Consider the following 20,254-nt stretch of genomic DNA (forward strand, 5'->3'; position numbering starts at 1 on the left):
TCACGTCCTTTATGCCGGGACAGAAACTGCAAGATCGCGGGGGTTTGGGTGGGGGGTCGGGTGGGTGAGGGTGGTCAGGGGGTGTACCGGGGCGTTCAGCTGGGTCGCCAGGCGGTTTGCCAGGTTCAGGCGGACCGGTCCGGTCTCGCAGTCGACGACCACGCAGGCCGCGCTCGTCGCGGCCAGGACCTGTGCCGCTGCCGCCGCCCGATCCAGGGGGCGGGGGCCGGCGGTGGCCCTACCGTCGGTGACGATCAGCACCAGGGGGCGGCGCTTCGGGTCGCGCAGCCGCTCCACCCGCAGCAGGTCGACGGCGGCGAGCAAACCCTCGGCCAGCGGCGTACGCCCGCCGGTGGGCAGTTCGGCCAGCCGGGTCGAGGCGGCCAGCACGGACGAGGTGGCCGGCAGCAGCGTCCGCGCGTCGGCGCCCCGGAACGCGATCACCGCGACCTTGTCCCGCCGCTGGTACGCGTCGGTGAGCAGGGCGAGCACGGCGTCCTTCACGGTGACCATCCGCTGCCGGGCGCCCATCGAGCCGCTGGCGTCCACCACGAACAGCACCAGGTTGCCCTCGCGCCCCTCCCGCACCGCCTCCCGGAGGTCCTCCGGGCGCAGCCACAGCGGGCCGGCGAGCCGACCCCGGGTCACCTGGTGCGGCGCGGCGGCGCGCACCGTCGCCGGCAGGTGCAGCGCGTCGACCCGCCCCGCCGGCAGCCGCGCTCCGGTGGTGCGGCCCCGCCCGGTCCGGGCCCGCGAGCGCCGGCCGGGCACCCCGTCACCCAGGCCGGGCGCGGTCAGCGTCCGCGCCCGCAACCCACCCCGGGGTACGGCCACCGGCTGCGACTCCCCGCCCCGGACCTGGTCGTCGGCGCCGTCCGCCTGGCCACCTGCCGTGCCCGCGTCCCGCCCGTCGCCCCGGTCGTCCACCGGACGCTGCGGACGGTTGTCGGCTGCGGCCGGGCCGTCGGGCGTCGTCGAGTGTTCGCCCGTCCCGGATTCACCCTGGTCCAGGCTGTCACCACCATCGCCGCCCCGCGGACCGCCGACCGGGCCGTCGTCACGGATCGGGCCACCACCGGTCGGGCCGCCACCGGTCGGACCACCGCCGTCGGGGCCACTGTCGTCCGGGCCGCCGTCGTCCGGGTCGTCGGGGTGGGCGTCCTCGGCGCGTCGCAACGCCTCGTCGAGGCGCTTCTCGTCCAACCCGGGGGTGTCGAACGGGTCACGACGGCGACGGTGCGGCAGGGCCAGCCGAGCGGCCACCCGGACGTCGTCGACGGTGACGCGGTCCCGGCCGTGCCAGGCCGCGTGCGCGAGGGCGGTACGGGCGGTGACGATGTCGGCGCGCATCCCGTCCACGTCGAACGCCGCGCACACCTCCGCGATCTGCCGCAGCGCGGCGTCCGGGAGCCGTACCCCGGGCAGCCGCTCGCGGGCGGCGGCCACCTGGGCGGCGATCTCCGCGTCGGCGTCCGCCCAGCGGGCGGCGAAGCCGACCGGATCGGCGTCGGCGGCGAGCCGGCGCCGGACCACCTCGACCCGGATCTCCGGGTCCCGGCTGGCGTTCACCTCGACTGTCAACCCGAACCGGTCGAGCAGCTGCGGGCGCAGCTCCCCCTCCTCCGGGTTCATCGTGCCGACCAGCAGGAACCGGGCCGCGTGGCTGACCGAGACGCCCTCACGCTCGACGTGGCTGCGACCCATCGCCGCGGCGTCGAGCAGCAGGTCGACGAGGTGGTCGTGCAGCAGGTTGACCTCGTCGACGTAGAGCACGCCCCGGTGCGCGGCGGCGAGCAGGCCCGGTTCGAAGGCGCGTACCCCCTCGCCAATCGCCTTCTCCAGGTCCAGCGCGCCGACCACCCGGTCCTCGGCGGCGCCGACCGGCAGCTCCACCAGCCGCGCCGGGCGGGTCTCGGCGGTCGCCCCGGCGGGATGAGGGCCGTCCGGGCAGGCCGGGTCGGGCTCGGCCGGGTCACAGCCGAAGCGGCAGTCGACCACCCGGCGCACCGGTGGCAGCAGCGCGGCGAGCGCCCGCACGGCGGTGGACTTGGCGGTGCCCTTCTCGCCCCGGACCAGCACCCCGCCGATCGCCGGCGAGACCGCGTTGAGCAGCAGCGCCAACCGCATGTCGGCCATGCCGAGCACCGCGCTGAAGGGGTACGTCACTGGGCCCTCTTTCGTTCGCGACTGCGGGGCTCGCAAGACCGGCTCACTCCTCGCGCTCACACCCGGTCCTCCAGGTCGCCCTCGCTGGCCAGGTACGTGTCGCGCAACCGGTCCAGGGTGGCCGGCTCGGGTTTGGCCCACAGCCCTCGGTCGGCGGCCTCCAACAGCCGTTCGGTGATGCCGCGCAGCGCCCACGGGTTGGACTGCTCCAGGAACTCCCGGGTGGTGTCGTCGAAGAGGTACGCGGCGGCCAGGTGCTCGTACATCCAGTCGTCCACGACACCGGCGGTGGCGTCGTAGCCGAACAGGTAGTCCACGGTGGCCGCCAGCTCGAACGCGCCCTTGTAACCGTGCCGGCGCATCGCGGCGATCCACTTGGGGTTGACCACCCGGGCGCGGAACACCCGCCGGGTCTCCTCGCCCAGCGTGCGGGTCCGCACGTCGTGCGGCATCGCCGAGTCGCCCACGTACGCCGCCGGTGACGTGCCGGTGAGGTGACGGACCATCGCCACCATTCCACCGTGGTACTGGAAGTAGTCGTCGGAGTCGACGATGTCGTGCTCGCGGGTGTCCTGGTTCTTCACCGCCACCGCGATCCGGGCGAAGGAGCGTTCCATGTCGGCGCGCGCCTCCCGCCCGTCCAGGCCCCGGCCGTAGGCGTAGCCGCCCCACACCGCGTACACCTCGGCGAGGTCGGCATCGCTGCGCCAGGTCCGGGCGTCGATCAGCGGCAGCAGGCCCGCGCCGTACGCCCCGGGCTTGGAGCCGAAGATCCGGGCGGTGGCCCGCCGCTCGTCGCCGTGCTCGGCGAGGTCGGCGGCGACGTGCGCGCGCAGGTAGTTCCGCTCGTCCGGCTCGTCGAGCGCGGCGACCCGCCGGACGGCGTCGTCGAGCAGCGCCACCACGTGCGGGAACGCGTCGCGGAAGAAGCCGGAGATGCGTACCGTGACGTCGACCCGGGGCCGGCCCAGCTCGGCGGTGGGCACCACCTCGATGCCGGTGACCCGGCGGGACCGGTCGTCCCAGACCGGCCGGCAGCCGAGCAGCGCCAGCACCTCGGCGATGTCGTCGCCCTGGGTCCGCATCGCGCTGGTGCCCCACACGGTCAACCCCACCGAGCGGGGGTACGCCCCGGTGTCGGCGAGGTGCCGGGCCAGCAGCGAGTCGGCCAGGGCCACCCCGACGTCCCACGCGTTGCGGCTGGGGATGGCCTTCGGGTCGACGGAGTAGAAGTTGCGCCCGGTGGGCAGCACGTTGACCAGGCCACGGGTGGGTGAGCCGGACGGGCCGGGCGGCACGAACCGCCCGTCCAGCGCGCCGAGGGTGTGGCGCAGCTCGTCGGTGGTCCGGTCCAGTCGGGGCACCAGTTCGGTGGCGGCGAAGCGCAGCACCGCTGCGGCGTCCGGGATCGGGCGGCCGGTCACCTCGAGCACCACGGCGTCGACCGCGTCCACCGCCCAGTTGAGGGTCTCCATGCCGACCACCAGCCGCCGGGCGACGGCCTCGATCAGGTCGATCGCGTCGGCGGCGGTGCCGGCCGGCCCGTCCACCACGTCGGTCAACGCGGCGGGCAGCGCGAGCCGCTGCCCCGGGGACGCCAGCAGTTCCTGCTCGTCGAGGGCGTACGCGGCGGCGAGGGCCTGCCGCAGGCCGGGCAGGGCGCGGGTCCCACCCCAGATCTGTGGGGCGCGCAGCACCGCGAGGACCAGGTTGACGCGCGGCTCGCCGGTGGGCGCGTCGGCGAGGATGTGCAGCCCGTCGCGGATCTGCACGTCCTTGACCTCGCAGAGGTAGCCGTCGAGGTGCAGCACGAAGTCGTCGAAGTCGTCGGCGTCGGGCATCGCCTCGGCGTGCAGGTCGTGGTGCAGCTCGGCGGCGCGCACCAGGTCCCAGATCTGCGCCCGCACGGTCGGCACCTTCGCCGGGTCGAGGGCCTGCACTGTCGCGTACTCGTCCAGCAGTTGCTCCAGTTTGGCCAGGTCGCCGTAGGTCTCGGCGCGGGCCATCGGTGGCACCAGGTGGTCGATCACCACGGCGTGCGCCCGGCGCTTGGCCTGGGTGCCCTCGCCGGGGTCGTTGACGATGAACGGGTAGACCAGCGGCAGGTCGGCCAGGACCGCGTCGGGCGCGCAGTCGGCGGCCAGGCCGAGCCCCTTGCCGGGCAGCCACTCCAGGGTGCCGTGCTTGCCCAGGTGCACCACGGCGTCCGCGCCGAAGCCGCCGTCGGCGACCGGGGCGGCCAGCCAGCGGTACGCGGCCAGGTAGTGGTGACTGGGCGGCAGGTCCGGGTCGTGGTAGATCGCGATCGGGTTCTCCCCGAATCCACGCGGCGGTTGGATCAGCAGCGCCACGTTGCCGAAGCGCAGCCCGGCGAGCACGATGTCCCCGTCGTCGGTGTACAGCTCGCCCGGCGGGTCACCCCAGTGCTCCCGCATCCGCTCGCGCAGCTCGGCCGGGACCTGCTCGAACCAGCGCCGGTACGTCGGACCCGGTATCCGGGCCTCGGCGGCGGCCAGTTGCTCCGGGGTGAGCCACTCCACGTCGTGACCACCGGCGGCGATCAGCGCGTGGATCAGCGCGTCGCCGTCCGCCGGTGGCGGCGCGTCGCCCAGGTCGTAGCCGGCCTCGGCGAGCGCGGCGAACAGCCGGACCGCCGAGACCGGGGTGTCCAGCCCGACCGCGTTGCCGACCCGGGAGTGCTTGGTGGGGTACGAGCTGAGCACCACGGCGACCCGCTTGTCGGCGTTGGGCACGTACCGCAGCCGGGCGTGGCGCACCGCGATCCCGGCGACCCGGGCGGCCCGCTCGGTGTCGGCGGCGTACACCGAGAGACCGTCCGGGTCGATCTGCTTGAACGAGAACGGCACGGTGACGATCCGGCCGTCGAACTCGGGGATCGCCACCTGCATCGCCGCGTCCAGTGGGGACAGGCCGGCGTCGCTGCCGGCCCACTGCGCGTGGGTGCTGGTCAGGCAGAGCGCCTGGATGACAGGCACGTCCAGGGCGGCCAGGGCGCCGACGTCCCAGGCGTCCTCGTCGCCGCCGCCGGAGGCGTCCGCGGCGACCGCGCCGCCGGCGGCCAGGACGGTGACCAGCAGCGCGTCGCAGCGGGCGAAGAGCCCGAGCGGGCCGGCCCCGGCGGTGAGCCCGCGCAGCGATCCGCAGAAGATCGGCAGCGGGTTGCCGCCGGCCGCGCGTACCGCGTCGGCGAGCACGTCGACGAAGGCGGTGTTGCCGGCCAGGGCGTGCGCCCGGTAGAAGACGATGCCCACCGTGGGCCGCTCCGGGTCGCTCGGGTGGTCGCCGTGCACGCCGTACGCCGGGGTCGGCGTGGGCGGGGTGAACCCCTCGCCGGTGAGCAGCACCGTGTCGGACAGGAACCGGGCGAGTTGCCGGAGGTTGTCCGGTCCGCCCTCGACGAGGTACGCCAGCGCCTGCGTGACCACTCCGGACGGCACCGTGGAGATGGCCATCAGCTCCGCGTCGGGCAGCGCCTCGCCGCCGAGCACCACCGTCGGCAGGCCGCTGGCGAGCACCGCGTCGAGGCCGTCCGGCCACGCCTGCCGACCGCCGAGCAGGCGTACGACGACGAGGGCGACCCCGTCGAGCAGGGCGGGCACCTCCTCGGCGGCGACCCGGGCGGGGTTGGCCAGCCGGTAGTCCGCGCCGCTGGCGCGGGCGGCGAGCAGGTCGGTGTCGGCGGTGGACAGTAGCAGGACGCGCACGGTGGGCTCCGGAGGGTGACGACCCGGCCGCCACGCGGGCGACAGGGACGATGCGGGTGGGTGCGACGAGCCGGGAGGGTGGCGGATTACCGCTGCCGGGCGCGCGCGTCCTCGGGTCCGCCGGAGCGGCGGCTGCGCTGATGACGACGATGTTCGTCGATGAATGAGACGCTGTGCGTCATCCGGTCCTCCTCGGGTGTCCACGCCCTGGGGCACATCCCGACGGCCGAAGTATCCTGGCTTCCGGATCGACGCTCTCCCCCGGCCTTCCAACCGCAGACACACGGTCGTGACTCACGAGGGGGGATCACTCCCCGGTGACAGTGGCGGGACCGCGTCGGAATCGCACCGACTTCCTTCACTGCCGTCAGGCCGCGAATGCTGCCACACCCGCGCGCCGCCGGTCAACGCCGGCCCGGGCCCTGCCAGGCGGGCGCCAACCATCGCCAGTTGTCGATCGGCCTGCGCGTCGACGCCTGCCACGCAGCGCCCCGGATCGATCCCCCACGCCCTTTGCTCTGCCTACCCGGACGCACCGGTGACCGACCGTCACCGGTGCGTCGGGATAAGCAGAGCAAAGGACGCGCATGGCTGTTCGGGGCCGCGCGAGCGCCCCTTCTGGCCTGCGCCGACGATCCCGCCGGGCGGGCGCGCGACGGCCCGGTCACCTCGGATCGGCGCGGGCCGGGCCACCGTCCGCCGTCGATCCCGGAGGTCGATCATCATCGTCGCCGTGCGAATCCGGCACCTCGCCGGTCGGGTCCGACGCTGTCCGGGCGACCCGGGCCGGGAGGCGGTTCCGACCGGCTCGCCATGGTCACCGACGGACCGGGCAGTGTGATGATCGACGCTGGGCAGAGCCCGCCGGTCCCGGTCAGCCGTCCAGGCCACCCCCGGGCCGTCCGGTCTCAGCGGGCGCGCCGCTCCGGGTGCGCGCGGTTCCACACCCGCATCCGCTCCGGATAGCCGGTGCGCGCCGCCTCGTACAGCGGCACCGCGTGCTTTCGGGCGATGCTCCCCGCCGCGCGCGGCGTGCCGGTCCGGCGACGGATCCACTCGCCGTCGTGGGCGATCGCCACCACGGTGGTGTCCGTGGCCGTCGTCTCCGGCTCCAGGTAGAACTCCACCCCACGCCGGGTGGTGACGAACGTCTCCAGCGCCGCGAGGTCGTCGCGGGTCGCCTCCCGATCCAGCTTCGTCGGGGTCGCCTCGACGCCCCGTGACCGGCGACTGAACCAGCCCATGACCCGCCCCTCTCCTCGACGCCCTCCAGTTCAGCACCGCAACCTGGCAATACGCTGCGTGCCGGATGGGAGCAGGCTGACCCACGGCGGATGGAACCACCGGCGGGTGACCGGTGTCATGAGGGTGCTGCGAACGGAGGTCGCCCTGGACGACGACGCGCTCGTCACCCGCGCTCAGGCCGGTGACCTGGAGGCCTACGACCTCCTGGTCGCTCGGCACACCGCGTCCGCGTACCGGACGGCGGTGCTGCTCGGTGCCGGCGCGGACTCCGAGGACGTCGTCCAGGAGGCGTTCGTGAAGGCGTACCGCACGCTGGCCCGGTATCGCGGCGACGGGTCCTTCCGGTCCTGGCTGCTCGCGATCGTCGCCAACGAGACCCGCAACCTGCACCGCTCCCGTGGCCGGCGCGACGGGCTCGTCCTACGGGCCGCGGCGGCGCGCCCGGACGCCGATGTCGCCGGGGACGGGGCCTTCGACGCCGTCCTGGCCGGGGAGCGCCGGGCCGCGCTGGTGGAGGCCCTGCGACAACTGCCGGTACGCGACCGCGAGGTGATCGTCTGCCGGTTCTTCCTCGACCTCACCGAGGAGGAGACAGCGCGGATGCTCGGCTGGCCCCGGGGCACCGTGAAGTCGCGCACCTCCCGGGCGCTGACGAAACTCCGCGGCCTGCTCGACCGGGAGGGGATCCGGCATGGGTGAGCTCGAACGGGAGCTGCGCGAGCTGGCCGGCTGGCTGGACACGCCCGATCCGCCCGACGTGCGGGCCCGGGTCCGCGTACGCCTCGGGAAGCCGGCGCCCCGGCGGCGGTGGCGTCCGGTGGCAGCGGCGGCGGTCGTCGCCCTGGTGGTGGCCGTGACGCCGCCGACCCGGGCGGCCGTCGCCGACGCCGTCACCGGGCTGCTGCGCTTCGCCGGCGTGCGCGTCGCCGTCGGGCCCGCCCCGACGCCACCCGACGCCACCCCGTCGCCGCTACCCGGGCAACGGGCCGTCACCCTGGACGAGGCGCGACGGATGGTGCGGTTCCCGATCCGGGTGCCGGCGGTGCTGGGCCCGCCCGAGCGGGTGCTGGTCGCCGACCCGGACGCCGACGGCCGCTACCGGGTGGCGACGCTGCTCTACGACCGGGGCGCGGTACGCGTCGACGCGTTCGACGGGCGTCTCGACCTGTCCTTCCACAAGAAGGTGTCGCCACCGGGGGTGGACTGGACCCAGGTCCACGGCGACTTCGCCATCTGGGTCGACGGCCCGCACGTGCTCTCCTACGTGGACCGGGCGGGTGACGTCCGCCGGGAGACCGCCCGGCTGGCCGGCTCGACGCTGATCTGGCAGGACGACGACGTCAGCTACCGGCTGGAGGGCGCCCTGACCAAGGCCGGGGCGATCGAGATCGCCCAATCGCTGCGGTGAGCGGGAACCCGGCCGCCCCGGGCGGTGTCGACAGAGCAGATTCGTCGACACGTACCGGAGGGGTGAGATGGGTTTGTGGAGCAGGGCGCTGGCCGCGTCCACGGCGGTCCTGATCGCGGGCTGCACCACCGCGAACAGCGACGCCGCGACGCCGTCGTCGGGCGCTACCGCCAGCCCGGCGGGCTGCGCGACCCGGGTGGAGACCGGCGCGCTGCCGGACTGGGCGGACGCCGGGTTCCACGGGGACACCCGCCCGCCGCACGTCTTCGGGGCGAAGGGTGACATCGTGGCGGTGCTGTTCGCCCATCCGCTGCGGGTGACCCGCACGGACGGGTCGAACAACAAGATCCTGTGGGTGGCCCGCGCCACCACGGCGTCGTCCGACCCGGCGGCACCGGCGACCCTGGTGATCACGGCGACGCGGGACGGCACCGACACCACGGTGACCCGGGAGGTGGCCGGCGGCCCCGGCCCCTCGATCATCGACCTACCCGAAGCCGGCTGCTGGCGCCTGAACCTACGCTGGTCCGGCCACACCGACACCATAAACCTGACCTACGCCCCATAACCCCCCACCCCGACCTCGCCACCCTGCCCGCGTCCCCCGCGCCCACCGTTGATCATGAAGTTATCGCCGCGACACGCCGACGTCCGTGGCAACAACTTCATGATCAACCGGGGACAGGGACAGGGACAGGGACAGGGACAGGGACAGGGACAGGCGCGGGACAGGGCCGGGGGTGGGGGCGGGGGGCGGGGGGGTTAGCTGAGGGTCGTCAGGTCTTTGGGGGTCAGGCGGAGGGAGGCGGCGGCGATGTTCTCGGTGAGGTGGGCCGGGTCGCCGGTGCCGGGGATGGCCAACACGTGCGGGCCCTGGTGCAGGGTCCAGGCCAGGCGTACCTGCTGCGGGGTGGCGTCGTGGGCGCGGGCGACCGCCTCGACCGCCGCGTTCCGCGCGGCGCCCGCGCCCGCCTCGCGGGCGGTGCCGGCCAGCGCGAAGAACGGCACGTACGCGATGCCCCGCGCGCCGCAGAGCCGGACGACGGCATCCTGCTGCTCCCGGTAGGCGTCCACGCCGTAGTTGTTCTGCACGCAGACCACCGGCGCGACGGCCGCCACCTCGTCCAGGTGCTCGGCGCGGACATTGGAGAGGCCGAGGTGCCGGATGAGGCCGGCGTCGCGCAGCTCGGCGAGCGCGCCGAACCGGTCGACGAGCGGCGCCGCGCCCGCTTCCCGGCCGAGGCGCAGGTTCACCACGTCGAGGTGGTCGCGGCCGAGCCGGCGCAGGTTCTCCTCGACCTGGGCCCGTAGTTGCGCGGGGGTGCGTGCCTCGGTGAAGCCCTGCTGTCGGTCGTACCCGAAACCGACCTTGGTGGCGATCACCAGATCCTCCGGGTACGGCCTGAGCGCCGCGCGGATCAGCTCGGTGGCGTAGCGGGCCGGGCCGGTGCCCACTCTCAGGGTGCCGCCGGGCGAGACGTAGAACGCGGCGGTGTCGATGTGGTTGACGCCCAGCTCGACGGCGCGCCGCAGCACCGCGACGGCCCGGTCGCGGTCCGGGTTCGCGGTGATCCGCATGGACCCGAAGCCCATCCGGCGCACGGTGCGGTCGCCCAGGGTCCAGGTGCCCGCCGCGGCGGCGGTGATCTCGTCGGTTGGCATCGGGCGACGGTAACGAGCCCTGGTGCGCGGCGCAGTCGGCCGCGCGCCCGATACCGCTCGGCACCGGTATGGGTTAGTTTTTCTCCGTAGACGCCACCGGGCGCAGCACCGGCACCAGCAGCAGGGTCGGCAGCAGCAGGACCGGCACGACCAGCAGGGCGCGCAGAGTGCCGACCTGGTCGCCGAGCAGACCCAGCAGCGGCGGGCCGCCCAGGAACGCGGTATAGCCGATGACCGCGACGACGCTCACCCGCACCGCCGCGTGCGCCTCCTCGTCGGCGGCCGCGCTCATCCCGACGGGGAAGCCCAGCGACGCGCCGAGCCCCCACAGCGCCACGCCGACGATGGCCACCGGCCCGGACCCGGCGAGCACGGCCAGGCCGGCGCCGACCACGGCGAGCCCGATGGTGGCGCTCAGCACCGGCACCCGGCCCCACCGGTCCAGCGCGACGGTGCCGACCGTGCGCCCGAGGGTCATGCCCACGACGAAGACACCGAAGACCGCCGCGCCGGCTGCCTCGCTCATCTCCCGGCCGTCCACGAACGCGACGGCCAGCCAGTCGTTCGCCGCGCCCTCGGTGAACGCCGCCACCAGCACGAACAGACCGATCAGCAGGGTACGGGGCTCGCGCCAGGCGGCGAGCTGGGCGCGGCGGCGGGCCGCCGGGGTGGCGTCTGCCGGGTCGCCGGTGTGGTCGCTCCCCTGTGGCAGGTACGTCCGGGCGGCGAGGACCGTGCCGGCGAGCACGACCACCGCCACCGCGACGAGGTGACCGCCGACCGGCACGTCGAGCCGTGCCGCGCCGGCGCCGAGTCCCGCTCCGGCGACCGAGCCGAGGCTCCACCCGGCGTGGAAGCGGGGCATGATCGTCCGGCCCAGCCGCCGCTCCACGGCCGCCGCCTCGACGTTCATGGCCACGTCGCACGCGCCGGAGCCGTACCCGAAGGTGACCAGGCCCAGGGCGACGACGGCGAACGACCCAGTCTGGGTCGCGCCCACCCCGGCCACGGTCAGGCCGAGCGCCACCAGGATGGTCGCCACAGTGACGGTGCGGGCCGCGCCGAGTCGTTGCGCGAGCAGACCGGAGGTGGGCATGGCGAGCAGCGCGCCGACGCTCATCGCCAGCAGGAGCAGCCCGAGCTGGCCGGCGGTGAGGTTCAACGCGTCGCGGACCGCCGGGACCCGGGAGAACCAGCTGCCGACGGCGAGCCCGTTGAGGGTGAAGGTGACGGCGACGGCGTTGCGGGCCAGCCGAACCGCGCGCGGGGACGGCGATTCGCCGTGCGGGGCTTCGGGCCGGGTGGTGGGGGCGCTCACTGGGGTGTTCCTCTTTCTCGGGGTGATCTCCTGGCACGATCGCACACCTGAGAGCGCTACCACCACAACCCGCGACCGCCCCTCACCGGCGCTGGTCCGGGCGGGGCATGATGGGCGCAGCGTTTTGTCCGACCGGACGGGCCGCGGCAGGAGGCGACGATGACGGCAGCGGCACACCGGCCGGCCACCCTCGAGGACGTGGCGCGGGTCGCCGGGGTGTCCCGGTCCACGGCGTCGCGGGTGATCGCCGGCACCGGTTTCGCCTCGCCGGCCGCGCGGCAACAGGTCACGGCCGCTGTCGACCAACTCGGCTACGTGCCCAACCCGGCCGCCCGGGCGCTGGTCCGGGGCAACGGCGTACGCCTGGTGGTGGCCGTCCTGGGCACCAGCGAGGCGGTGCTGGACGACCCGTACGTGCACCAGGTGGTCGGGTCGGCCGCCCGGGTCTGCACGCCGGCCGGCGTCGGGGTGGCGCTGCACTGGCTGCCGTTCGGCGACCCGCGTGCCCTCCACCAGCTCGACGGGGACCGCAGCGTGTGCGGGGTGATCCTGGTCAACACCACCGAGGAGCTGCTGGCGGCAGTGCCGAGGTCGCTGACCGGCCGGGTGGTGTCGATCGGCGTCGGCTCGGCGAGCGTGCCGTCGTTCGACGTGGACAACGCCGCCGGCGCGGAGGCGGTGCTGCGGCACCTGTACGCGACGGGTCGCCGCCGCATCGCCATGGTGACCGGCCCCCGGTGGCTGCCCTGCGCGCAGCGGCCGGTGCGGGCGTTCCGCCGGTTGATGAGCGAGGCCGGCCTGCCGGAGCGGGTGCTGACCGGCGACTTCACCGCGGCCCGTGGCCGGGTCGCGGCCGGCGAGGCGCTGCTCCGCTGGCCGGACCTCGACGCGATCTACGCGATCAGCGACGACACGGCGCTGGGGGTGATAGCGGGCCTGCGGGACGCCGGCGCGCGGGTGCCCGGGGATGTCGCGGTGGCCGGCTTCGACGACATCCCGTTGGCGGGGTTGACCACCCCGGCGCTGACCACGGCCAGTCACCCGGTGGGGCGGATCGCCATGGCCGCGGCCAGCGCGCTGCTCGACGGGCGTCCGGCCGCCCGGGTGACGCTCTTCCCGTCCACGCTGGTGGCGAGGGCCAGCGCCTGAGGCGGGGGCGACCGGCAGCCCGCCGTCCACCGCCGGGCGTGCGTCGTCGTGGGCGCGACGACGCGAACCGCGCGCCCGCCGCACGCCCGCCGCCCGCCGCGCCGCGCGGGATCAGAGCGGGGGCAGGCCGAGGGCGTCGTCGACGCGGGCGAGGACGGCGACGTCGTCCTCGGGGTTGACGCCGCGCAGCAGGTCGATGGCGGTGGCCCGGACCTGACCGATGATCATCGCCAGCGGCAGGGCCTGGGTGGCGCCGAAGAGCTGCCCGGCGGTGTGCACGGCGGCCAGCGCCGACTCGTCGGCCCGGCGGGCGTGCTCGTCGGCGGTCTCGTCGTGACCGTCGAGGTCGGCGGCGAGGGCGGCGCCGGCCTGCCGGACGGCCTCGGCCAGGCAGCGCAGCGCGACGCCCAGCTCGGGCGGTGTCGACGTGTGCAGCCGGCTGAGGGTGACGCCCGCGCGGGCCAGCACGCGCACGTTGCGCACCGCGTAGTCGATCTGGCGGATCGACTCGTCCACCGACCGCAGCCGGCCGATGTGCCGGCGTCGGCGCACGTGCAGGCGCAGCGCCTCACCGGCGGCGAGCACGCCGTCGCGCAGCCCGTCCACCCGGGCGTCCATCCCCCGGGCCTGCCGCAACGCGGCGAGCGCGGCCGCCTCGTCACCCTGGTCCAGGGCTGCGGCGATGCTTCCCAGCAACCCGGCCAACTCGTCGAACGTGCGGCGCACCTCGGCGACCAGCGGGGCGAGCGGGTGCCGGGCGTCGACGAGCAGGCTGACCGCCAGCGCGACAGCGCCGCCGACCAGCGCGTCGACGAACCGGAACGGCACCAGCGACCCGTCCGGCGGCGCGACCACGACCAGGTAGAGCGCGGAGACCGCGGCCTGCACCAGCGTCACGCCGGTGGCGCCGAACGCCACAGCGAGCAGGACGGTGAGCAGGATGACGGTGCCCACGGTCCAGGTGCTGCCCGGTCCGAGGGCCTGCACCACCAGGTCCGCGACGAGCACCCCGGCGGCGACGCCCAGGATGACCTCGACGGCGCGGTGGACCCGCTGCCCCCGCGCCTGACCGAGGACGATCAGCGCGGCGGCCGGCGCGAAGAACGGCTGGGGATGCCCGAGCAGCCGGGTGGCCAGCAGCCACGCCGCTGTCGCCGCGCCGGTCGCCTCCAGCACCGGCCGCCAACCGTGCCGCAGCCGCCCGGCGGCCGTGCGCAGGCCCCCGAACCGGGCCGTGCCGATCCTCCGCGGCATCCGGCTCATGTCCCGCTCAGGGCGCGCAGCAGGGTACGGACGGCGGCGCCCAGGTCGGCGCGGCTGGCCGCGCTGCCGGGCTCGGGGGCGGTGAGCGCGCCCGCGCCGACCAGCCGGTCGAAGAGCAGGCCGTCCACGAACGCGACGAACTGGTCGCCCTGCCGCTCGGGGTCGGTGGCGCCGGCCCGGCTCAGCAGGTCCCGCGCCTGCTCCCGCTGGCCGGTGCCGTGGTGCAGGATGCCCCGCAGCTCGGGCCGGTGCACCGCCTCCAGCAGGCACGCGTACCGGGCCAGGGTCCGGCTCCGGCCGACGGTCAGCCACCGGTCGAGCACCTCGGCCACGCCGGCCGCGAGCGCGTCGAGGGCGGCGCTGTCGAGCCGGGGTCCCGGCGTCGGGGGCGGCGGTTCGGTGGGCAGGTCGTACGCCTCCAGATCGGCCCGGTCCCGCTCGGCCAGCCGCCCCACCACCGCCTCGATCAGCGCCTGTCGCGTCCGCAGGTAGGCCGAGGTGGTGCCGGGTGGCATCCCGGCGCGGCTGTCGACCGCGCGGTGGGTCAACGCCCGCATGCCGCCGTCGGCGATCAGCTCGATGGCCGCGTCGGTGAGCAACGCGATCCGGTTGGTGCGGGCCGTCACAGTGCTTCTCCTTGCTCCTGGTCCGCAGGTAGTATCCCGCTTCTACAGGTGTAGAAGGGTGGATGGAGATGAACGACTCACACGCGGTCGTGGTGGGCGGCGGCATCGGTGGGCTGAGCGCGGCGCTCGCTCTGCACCGGCACGGGTGGCGGGTCACCGTGCTGGAGCGCGCCGCCGAGCTGCGCGAGGTGGGGGCGGGGCTGAGCCTGATGGCCAACGCGGTGCGCGCCCTTGACGCCCTCGGCCTCGGCCCGGCCCTGCGCGACGGCGGGCACGGCGAGGCGCCCGGCGGGATCCGCGACCGGCACGGGCGGTGGCTGTCCCGGGTGGACGCCGCCGACATGGTCCGGCAGCTCGGCACCACGGCGCTCGGCGTGCACCGGGCCACCCTGCACCGCACGCTGCGCGAGGCCCTGCCCGCCTCGTCGGTGCACACCGACGCCACCGTCGAGCACGTCGAGCCCGGCCCGGACCGGGCCGAGGTGCGCTACCGGGGGACCGACGGGGGCCACACCCTCGCCGCCGACCTGGTGGTCGGCGCCGACGGCCTGCGCAGCCGGGTCCGCGCCCAGCTCTGGCCGCGACACCCCGACCCGGTGTACGCGGGCTCGACGACGTGGCGGGCGGCCATCGCGTTTCCCGACCCGGTCCCGGCCGCCATCACCTGGGGACCGGGGGCCGAGTTCGGCATGGTGCCGATCGGCGCCGGCCAGCTCTACTGGTACGCCGCGGTGAACACCCCGCCCGGCGGGCACGCCCCGGACGAGCTGGCGGCCGTGCGCGAGCGCTTCGGCGACTGGCACGACCCGATCCCGGCGCTGCTCACGGCCACCCCACCGGAGGTCGTGCTCCGCCACGACATCTACCACCTGGCCGAGCCGCTGCCCTCGTACGTGCGGGGACGGGTGGCGCTGCTCGGCGACGCCGCGCACCCGATGACACCCAACCTCGGGCAGGGCGCCGGGCAGGCGATCGAGGACGCGGTGGTGCTCGGGGCGGTCTGCGCCGGCGGCGCCGCCGACGTGCCCGGCGCGCTGGCCGCGTACGACGCGCAGCGCCGACCGCGGAGCCAGTCCGTCGCCCGGGCCTCCTTCACCGCCGGGCGGTTCGGACAGCAGTTGCGCAACCCGGTCGCCCTCGCTCTGCGCGACATCGCGCTGCGGCTCACCCCGGGCCGGGCCACCCTGCGCGGCATGGCCCGCTACGCGGACTGGAGCCCCCCGGCGGGCTGAGTCGGCCCGCCGGCCGCCCGGCGCATCGACGCCGGATAGTCAGGCGAGGCGAGGAAACTGGTCAGCACCTCCACGGTGCCCGGCGTCCACGGACGGCCGTCGAGCACCTCGGCGCCGCTGACGAAGACCATCGCCGCGCCCTCACCGAGCACCACGTCCTCCTGCCGTGCCCGGGTGGTGCCGAGGAAGTAGTGCTTCACCCGGGCCACCTCGGGCAACTCCTGCACGGCGAGCGGACGCAGCGGGCCGTCGGGGCGCAGGCCGGTCTCCTCCCACAGCTCCCGCTCGGCGGCCTGCTCCGGCGTCTCCCCCGGCTCGCCGTGACCGCCCGGCAGCCCCCACATGTTCGGGTGGTACGTCGCCTGCGCGTCACGCAGTTGCAGCAGCAACCGGCCCTCGGGATCCACCAGCACCACGCACGCGATCATCTCCATCCGGTCAGCCTACGACCCGGGCAGAACCAGCGTGGCGGCAATATTCCAGCCTACTCATTTGGGTCCCACCGACAGTGAGCAGAGGGGACAGCCCGTCGGTACAATCGGCGACTTCGTTGTGACCGATCGCTGACTGCCGATGGTGAAATGGATCACACACACTGAGCGCATGAACAGGAGAGTCAACCGCGGTACGGCCCTCCGCGTCGCGGTGTGCCTCGTCCTTCTCGCCGCGCTGAGCGGCTGCATGCAACTCAACATGGGCCTCACCGTCAACGCCGACGACACTGTCGACGGACAGCTGCTGCTGACCGCCCAGAAGTCCGTGCTGACGTCGCAGAAGAAGACCGTCCCGGTGGCCTTCGCGGAGCTGCGGCAGAACATCCCGGCGCTGCCCGCCGGCGAGGAGACCCTTTATCAGGACGACACCTACTACGGTTCCCAGATCAGTTACCGGAAGGCGCCGCTCGCCGGTTTCGACACGGACAGCGTGAAACTCGTCCGGGACGGCGACCTCTACCGGTTCACCCTGCCTCTGGACCCGAAGAAATACGGCGGAAAGGTCGCCGAACAGAATCCGCAGAACCAGCAGAATTTCCTCAAGTTGATGTCGTTCGAGATCTCGGTGACATTTCCCGGCCGGGTGATCGACAGCAACGGCACCGTCAACGGCCGGTCGGTCAGCTGGAAGGTCGACGCCAACCAGGACAAGCCGGCCGAGTTGCGCGCCGTGGCCGAGGCGCCACCCCGGCCCTCCGCCCCGCCGGCCGCCGCCACCGACGACGCGGGCGGGTTCCCCTGGCTGCTCGTTGTCGGCGGTGTGCTCCTCCTGCTGCTGCTCGCCGCTGTGGGCGTACTCCTGGTGCGTCGCCGACACCCGGCGGCGCCGGCCGCGCCCGGCGCGACCCCGCCCGGCCCGACCGCGCCGGGCCCACCCGCCGGCGCCCCGGGGCCCGGCTGATCCACCCGGTGGCCGGCGCGGCCGGCCACGCCCGGCCCCGGCCGCCCCCGAGACGACGGCGACCGGCACCGGTGCTCCCCGTCGGGAGCGCCGCACCTCACCACCACATCCCGGTCGCACCATCGCAGAAGGGGGATCGCCGTGAACGATCTCTTCACCTGGGCCGCCCTGGGGACCATCGCCGGCGCGAGCGCCGCGACCCTGCTGGCCACCAACGTCATCGGCGGGCTGATCGGCCCGAGCGGCGACAAGCTCCGCAAGTGGATCGCCATCGCCATCGCGCTGCTGCTGTCCTACGGGACGGCGGCGTTCGCCGACGACGCCGGCGGCGAGAAGTGGGTCATCGCGTTCTTCAACGCGCTCGTCATCTTCTCCGCCGCGCTCGGCGTCAACCAGTTCCCGCCCGGCAACCGGCAGGCGACCCAGCCGTCGCCGACGCAGGTCGCCCAGGGGCGCGAGCCCCGCATCTTCCGCTCCTGGGTCTGAGGGGGGTGCCGTCATGGTCTTCGGAATCCTCAGCGCGGCGGTCCAGGTCGGCCTCGGCGCCCTGCTCGGCTTCCTCGTCGGCGGCCCGGTCGGCCTGCTGATCGGCGCCGCCGTGGGCCTGGTCGTCGGCGCGGTCTTCGGCTGGTCGGTGGCGTCCGCCGGGGTGTACGCCCCGGACGCCCGCGGCGTCTTCCTGTTCGTCGTCGACCACACCTGGAGCCTGCTCAACACGGTGGCCGGCGCGGTCTACCTGACCGTGCACCTCGTCTTCGGGCACTCGCTGGACCGGCCCACCTCGCTGGGCAGCGGCCGGGTCTGCGTGGTGGAGGGGGTCTCGCCCCGCTACGCCACCACCATCGGCACCGTCTGCGCCGGCGCCAGCTCGGGCATCCAGCGGCACGAGGACGTGCACATCTTCCAGGGTCGCCTGCTCGGCCCGCTCTACATCCCGCTGGTGCTGGCGAACTACGTGCTGTTCACCATCGCCCCGGTGTGGCTGCTCTACCACGACCACACCAACGCCCCGATCAACCGCTTCACCAGGTACTTCGAGATCGGGGTGTACCCGCACGTGTGGAACGAGGCCATCGCGTACCGGATCCAGGGAACGCCGCCGCGATGACCCACCCCGACAGCGGACCGATCGAGACGGCAACGACCGAGCTGGTCGCCTGGTTGACCGGCGCGGCGGGGGAAGCCGTCCCGATCGGTCCGCCCCGGGCATGCGACGACACGGGCGGACTCACCCTCTGGCCGATGGAGCTGCGCCCGACCCGACAGACCCGCTCCAGCGGGGCGGTCCGCGAACCGTACCGGTTCACCATCCGCTACCTGCTCTGCGTGACCGGACCGGCCGGACTGGCCCGGCTGGACCGGGTACTCACCGCCGCGACCCGCGAGGGCGTCTACCCGGTCACCCTGGACGCGGGCGACCCACCGCTGTGGACGGCCTTCGGCGCGACGCCCCGACCGGCGCTGCTGATCGACGTGCCCGCGCAGGTGGACCACCCGACCCCGGCCGCGCCGCCGGTGCTGCGACCGCTGCGGCTGCGGCACCTCACCGTCCGCAGCCTGAGTGGCCGGGTGGTCGGCCCCGAGGAGCAGCCCCTCGCCGCGATGCGGGTCGAGCTTCCCGCCACCGGCGCCGCCACCCGCACCGACCCGCAGGGCCGGTTCCGGATCGCCGGCGTCCCGGACGACCCCGAGCACCCGGGCCCGGTGCGGCTGCGGCTGACCGGGCGCGGGCTCGTCCTCACCGCCGACGTCGACCCCGCCGAGCCCGACATCGTCATCGTCTGCGCGCCCCCGAACCACTGACACCCACAGGCACAGGAGGCCCGATGCCCAGCTACTTCTCCCCCGGCATCTATGTCGAGGAGGTCCCCAGCGGCGCCCGACCGATCGGCCCGGTGAGCACCAGCATCGCCGCCTTCGTCGGCGTCGCGCCGAACCGCGGCGCCCACCTGGGCAGGGCGGTGCCGGTCAACAACTGGACGGAGTTCCTGCGGCTCTTCGCCGACGGCGAACGGGTGGAGAGCACCCCGCTGGCCCGGGCGGTGTTCGGCTTCCTGGACAACGGAGGCGCGCGCTGCTGGGTGGTGAACGTCGGCGAGGGCGGCGCGATCACCGGCACCGGGCAGCGCCGCGGCGGCCTGCAACTGCTGGAGGCGGTGGACGAGATCTCCATCCTCGCCGCCCCCGGCTTCCACGACCCGGTGTCGCACGAGGCGCTGCTCAGCATGGCCGAGCGCACCCGCACCATGGTCGCGATCTGCGACCCGGCGCCGGACATCGACGACATCTCCGCGTTGACCCGGGTCGCCACCCCGTCCTCCGGCAAACCCCCCAAACCCGCCGAGGGTACGGGCGGCGGTTCCGGGCAGCCGGGCGGCTCCGGCGGACACGAGGGGGCCGCGTACCGGCCGCGGCAGTCCGAGTTCGGCGCGTTCTACTACCCCTGGCTACGGGTCCGCGACCCGATCAGCGGCGAGTTGGAGCTGACCCCGCCGAGCGGGCACCTGGCCGGCATCTGGGCCCGCACCGACGCCCTGCGGGGCGTGCACAAGGCGCCGGCCAACGAGCCCGTGCGCGGCGCCGTCGACCTCGGCTACCTGGTCACCCGCCCGGAGCACGACGTGCTCAACCCCAAGGGCGTCAACGTGATCCGCTACTTCGCCGGCGAGGGCATCCGGGTCTGGGGCGCCCGTACGCTCGCCGCCGAGGCCAGCGAGTGGCGCTACCTCAACGTCCGGCGGCTGAGCATCGCCATCGAGCAGGCCATCGCCAACGGCACCCGGTGGATGGTCTTCGAGCCCAACGACTTCACCCTCTGGCGCTCGATCCGGCGTGACATCGGGGCGTTCCTGACCCGGGTGTGGCGCGACGGGGCGCTGCTCGGGCGCAGCCCGGAGGAGGCGTTCTTCGTCAAGTGCGACGAGGAGACCAACCCGCCCGACGTCCGCGACGCGGGCATGGTGATCGCCCACATCGGCATCGCCGTCGTCAAGCCCGCCGAGTTCGTGGTGTTCAAGCTCAGCCAGTGGGCCGGCGGCACCGAGACCGAGACGATCGGAGGCTGA

Annotated in this window: 18 protein-coding genes and 1 riboswitch; of the genes, 10 read left to right on the top strand and 8 right to left on the bottom strand. The window is 74.6% G+C overall.

The window, feature by feature from the left end:
* Positions 1-9: 9 nt before the first annotated feature.
* The 3 genes from O7634_RS26465 to O7634_RS26475 all read right to left on the bottom strand — a co-directional run bounded on the left by O7634_RS26465 (position 10) and on the right by O7634_RS26475 (position 7,135).
* Positions 10-2,226, bottom strand: a complete 2,217-nt coding sequence (locus O7634_RS26465; protein WP_278152832.1) for a magnesium chelatase subunit D family protein — start codon at positions 2,224-2,226, stop codon at positions 10-12.
* Positions 2,223-5,891 (bottom strand): cobaltochelatase subunit CobN, encoded by a 3,669-nt coding sequence (gene cobN, locus O7634_RS26470; protein ID WP_278152833.1) that lies wholly within the window; start codon positions 5,889-5,891, stop codon positions 2,223-2,225. The genes O7634_RS26465 and cobN overlap by 4 nt, the downstream gene beginning before the upstream one ends.
* A gap of 229 nt (positions 5,892-6,120) precedes the next feature.
* A riboswitch (cobalamin riboswitch) is annotated at positions 6,121-6,250 on the bottom strand.
* Positions 6,251-6,799: 549 nt separating this feature from the next.
* Entirely contained in the window at positions 6,800-7,135 is a 336-nt protein-coding gene (locus O7634_RS26475) for a hypothetical protein (protein ID WP_278152834.1), read from the bottom strand.
* A 118-nt stretch (positions 7,136-7,253) separates the two neighbouring features.
* Here O7634_RS26475 and O7634_RS26480 point away from each other — a divergent pair, with 118 nt between their 5' ends.
* The 3 genes from O7634_RS26480 to O7634_RS26490 all read left to right on the top strand — a co-directional run bounded on the left by O7634_RS26480 (position 7,254) and on the right by O7634_RS26490 (position 9,112).
* A complete protein-coding gene (locus O7634_RS26480) occupies positions 7,254-7,835 on the top strand; it encodes an RNA polymerase sigma factor (RefSeq protein ID WP_278152835.1) in 582 nt (193 codons plus the stop codon).
* Positions 7,828-8,544 carry a hypothetical protein gene (locus O7634_RS26485; RefSeq protein WP_278152836.1) on the top strand — a complete coding sequence of 239 codons (717 nt, stop codon included), beginning with the start codon at positions 7,828-7,830 and terminating at the stop codon, positions 8,542-8,544. The genes O7634_RS26480 and O7634_RS26485 overlap by 8 nt, the downstream gene beginning before the upstream one ends.
* Positions 8,545-8,611: 67 nt before the next feature.
* A complete protein-coding gene (locus tag O7634_RS26490; protein ID WP_278152837.1) occupies positions 8,612-9,112 on the top strand; it encodes a hypothetical protein in 501 nt (166 codons plus the stop codon).
* Between the two features lie 194 nt (positions 9,113-9,306).
* On the opposite strand, the gene O7634_RS26495 is transcribed toward O7634_RS26490, so the two are convergent.
* Together O7634_RS26495 and O7634_RS26500 are read right to left on the bottom strand one after the other, a co-directional pair.
* On the bottom strand, positions 9,307-10,206 hold the full coding sequence (locus O7634_RS26495; RefSeq protein ID WP_278152838.1) for an aldo/keto reductase: 900 nt from the start codon (positions 10,204-10,206) through the stop codon (positions 9,307-9,309).
* Positions 10,207-10,279: 73 nt separating this feature from the next.
* Entirely contained in the window at positions 10,280-11,524 is a 1,245-nt protein-coding gene (locus O7634_RS26500; RefSeq protein ID WP_278152839.1) for an MFS transporter, read from the bottom strand.
* Positions 11,525-11,683: 159 nt separating this feature from the next.
* Between O7634_RS26500 and O7634_RS26505 the strand changes: the two genes are divergently transcribed.
* Positions 11,684-12,673 carry a LacI family DNA-binding transcriptional regulator gene (locus tag O7634_RS26505; RefSeq protein ID WP_278152840.1) on the top strand — a complete coding sequence of 330 codons (990 nt, stop codon included), beginning with the start codon at positions 11,684-11,686 and terminating at the stop codon, positions 12,671-12,673.
* 111 nt (positions 12,674-12,784) lie between these two features.
* On the opposite strand, the gene O7634_RS26510 is transcribed toward O7634_RS26505, so the two are convergent.
* Entirely contained in the window at positions 12,785-13,936 is a 1,152-nt protein-coding gene (locus O7634_RS26510; RefSeq protein ID WP_278152841.1) for an FUSC family protein, read from the bottom strand.
* Positions 13,933-14,562: a TetR/AcrR family transcriptional regulator gene (locus tag O7634_RS26515; protein WP_278152842.1), complete on the bottom strand. Its 630-nt coding sequence runs from the start codon at positions 14,560-14,562 to the stop codon at positions 13,933-13,935. The genes O7634_RS26510 and O7634_RS26515 overlap by 4 nt, the downstream gene beginning before the upstream one ends.
* Positions 14,563-14,630: 68 nt before the next feature.
* Here O7634_RS26515 and O7634_RS26520 point away from each other — a divergent pair, with 68 nt between their 5' ends.
* Positions 14,631-15,794: an FAD-dependent oxidoreductase gene (locus O7634_RS26520; RefSeq protein ID WP_278152843.1), complete on the top strand. Its 1,164-nt coding sequence runs from the start codon at positions 14,631-14,633 to the stop codon at positions 15,792-15,794.
* Here O7634_RS26520 and O7634_RS26525 read toward each other — a convergent pair.
* A complete protein-coding gene (locus tag O7634_RS26525) occupies positions 15,764-16,228 on the bottom strand; it encodes an NUDIX domain-containing protein (protein WP_278152844.1) in 465 nt (154 codons plus the stop codon). The two genes, O7634_RS26520 and O7634_RS26525, sit on opposite strands and share 31 nt — an antisense overlap.
* A 169-nt stretch (positions 16,229-16,397) precedes the next feature.
* Between O7634_RS26525 and O7634_RS26530 the strand changes: the two genes are divergently transcribed.
* From O7634_RS26530 to O7634_RS26550, 5 genes are all read left to right on the top strand, one after another.
* On the top strand, positions 16,398-17,189 hold the full coding sequence (locus O7634_RS26530) for a DUF3153 domain-containing protein (RefSeq protein ID WP_278152845.1): 792 nt from the start codon (positions 16,398-16,400) through the stop codon (positions 17,187-17,189).
* Positions 17,190-17,330: 141 nt separating this feature from the next.
* The gene (locus tag O7634_RS26535) at positions 17,331-17,675 is read left to right on the top strand and encodes a hypothetical protein (protein WP_278152846.1); all 345 of its coding nucleotides are present in this window, start codon (positions 17,331-17,333) and stop codon (positions 17,673-17,675) included.
* Between the two features lie 13 nt (positions 17,676-17,688).
* Entirely contained in the window at positions 17,689-18,297 is a 609-nt protein-coding gene (locus O7634_RS26540; RefSeq protein WP_278152847.1) for a glycine zipper family protein, read from the top strand.
* A complete protein-coding gene (locus tag O7634_RS26545) occupies positions 18,294-18,992 on the top strand; it encodes a carboxypeptidase-like regulatory domain-containing protein (protein ID WP_278152848.1) in 699 nt (232 codons plus the stop codon). Before O7634_RS26540 ends, O7634_RS26545 begins: the two co-directional genes overlap by 4 nt.
* 23 nt (positions 18,993-19,015) lie before the next feature.
* Positions 19,016-20,254 carry a phage tail sheath subtilisin-like domain-containing protein gene (locus O7634_RS26550; protein ID WP_278152849.1) on the top strand — a complete coding sequence of 413 codons (1,239 nt, stop codon included), beginning with the start codon at positions 19,016-19,018 and terminating at the stop codon, positions 20,252-20,254.

Source organism: Micromonospora sp. WMMD1120 (assembly GCF_029626235.1).
In the GTDB taxonomy this organism is placed as follows: domain Bacteria; phylum Actinomycetota; class Actinomycetes; order Mycobacteriales; family Micromonosporaceae; genus Micromonospora.

Coding starts and splice junctions, on each gene's coding strand:
- O7634_RS26475 (WP_278152834.1), bottom strand. CDS start 7,135: ATGGGCTGGTTCAGTCGCCGGTCACGGGGCGTCGAGGCGACCCCGACG.
- O7634_RS26480 (WP_278152835.1), top strand. CDS start 7,254: ATGAGGGTGCTGCGAACGGAGGTCGCCCTGGACGACGACGCGCTCGTC.
- O7634_RS26485 (WP_278152836.1), top strand. CDS start 7,828: ATGGGTGAGCTCGAACGGGAGCTGCGCGAGCTGGCCGGCTGGCTGGAC.
- O7634_RS26490 (WP_278152837.1), top strand. CDS start 8,612: ATGGGTTTGTGGAGCAGGGCGCTGGCCGCGTCCACGGCGGTCCTGATC.
- O7634_RS26495 (WP_278152838.1), bottom strand. CDS start 10,206: ATGCCAACCGACGAGATCACCGCCGCCGCGGCGGGCACCTGGACCCTG.
- O7634_RS26505 (WP_278152840.1), top strand. CDS start 11,684: ATGACGGCAGCGGCACACCGGCCGGCCACCCTCGAGGACGTGGCGCGG.
- O7634_RS26510 (WP_278152841.1), bottom strand. CDS start 13,936: ATGAGCCGGATGCCGCGGAGGATCGGCACGGCCCGGTTCGGGGGCCTG.
- O7634_RS26520 (WP_278152843.1), top strand. CDS start 14,631: ATGAACGACTCACACGCGGTCGTGGTGGGCGGCGGCATCGGTGGGCTG.
- O7634_RS26525 (WP_278152844.1), bottom strand. CDS start 16,228: ATGGAGATGATCGCGTGCGTGGTGCTGGTGGATCCCGAGGGCCGGTTG.
- O7634_RS26530 (WP_278152845.1), top strand. CDS start 16,398: ATGAACAGGAGAGTCAACCGCGGTACGGCCCTCCGCGTCGCGGTGTGC.
- O7634_RS26540 (WP_278152847.1), top strand. CDS start 17,689: ATGGTCTTCGGAATCCTCAGCGCGGCGGTCCAGGTCGGCCTCGGCGCC.
- O7634_RS26545 (WP_278152848.1), top strand. CDS start 18,294: ATGACCCACCCCGACAGCGGACCGATCGAGACGGCAACGACCGAGCTG.
- O7634_RS26550 (WP_278152849.1), top strand. CDS start 19,016: ATGCCCAGCTACTTCTCCCCCGGCATCTATGTCGAGGAGGTCCCCAGC.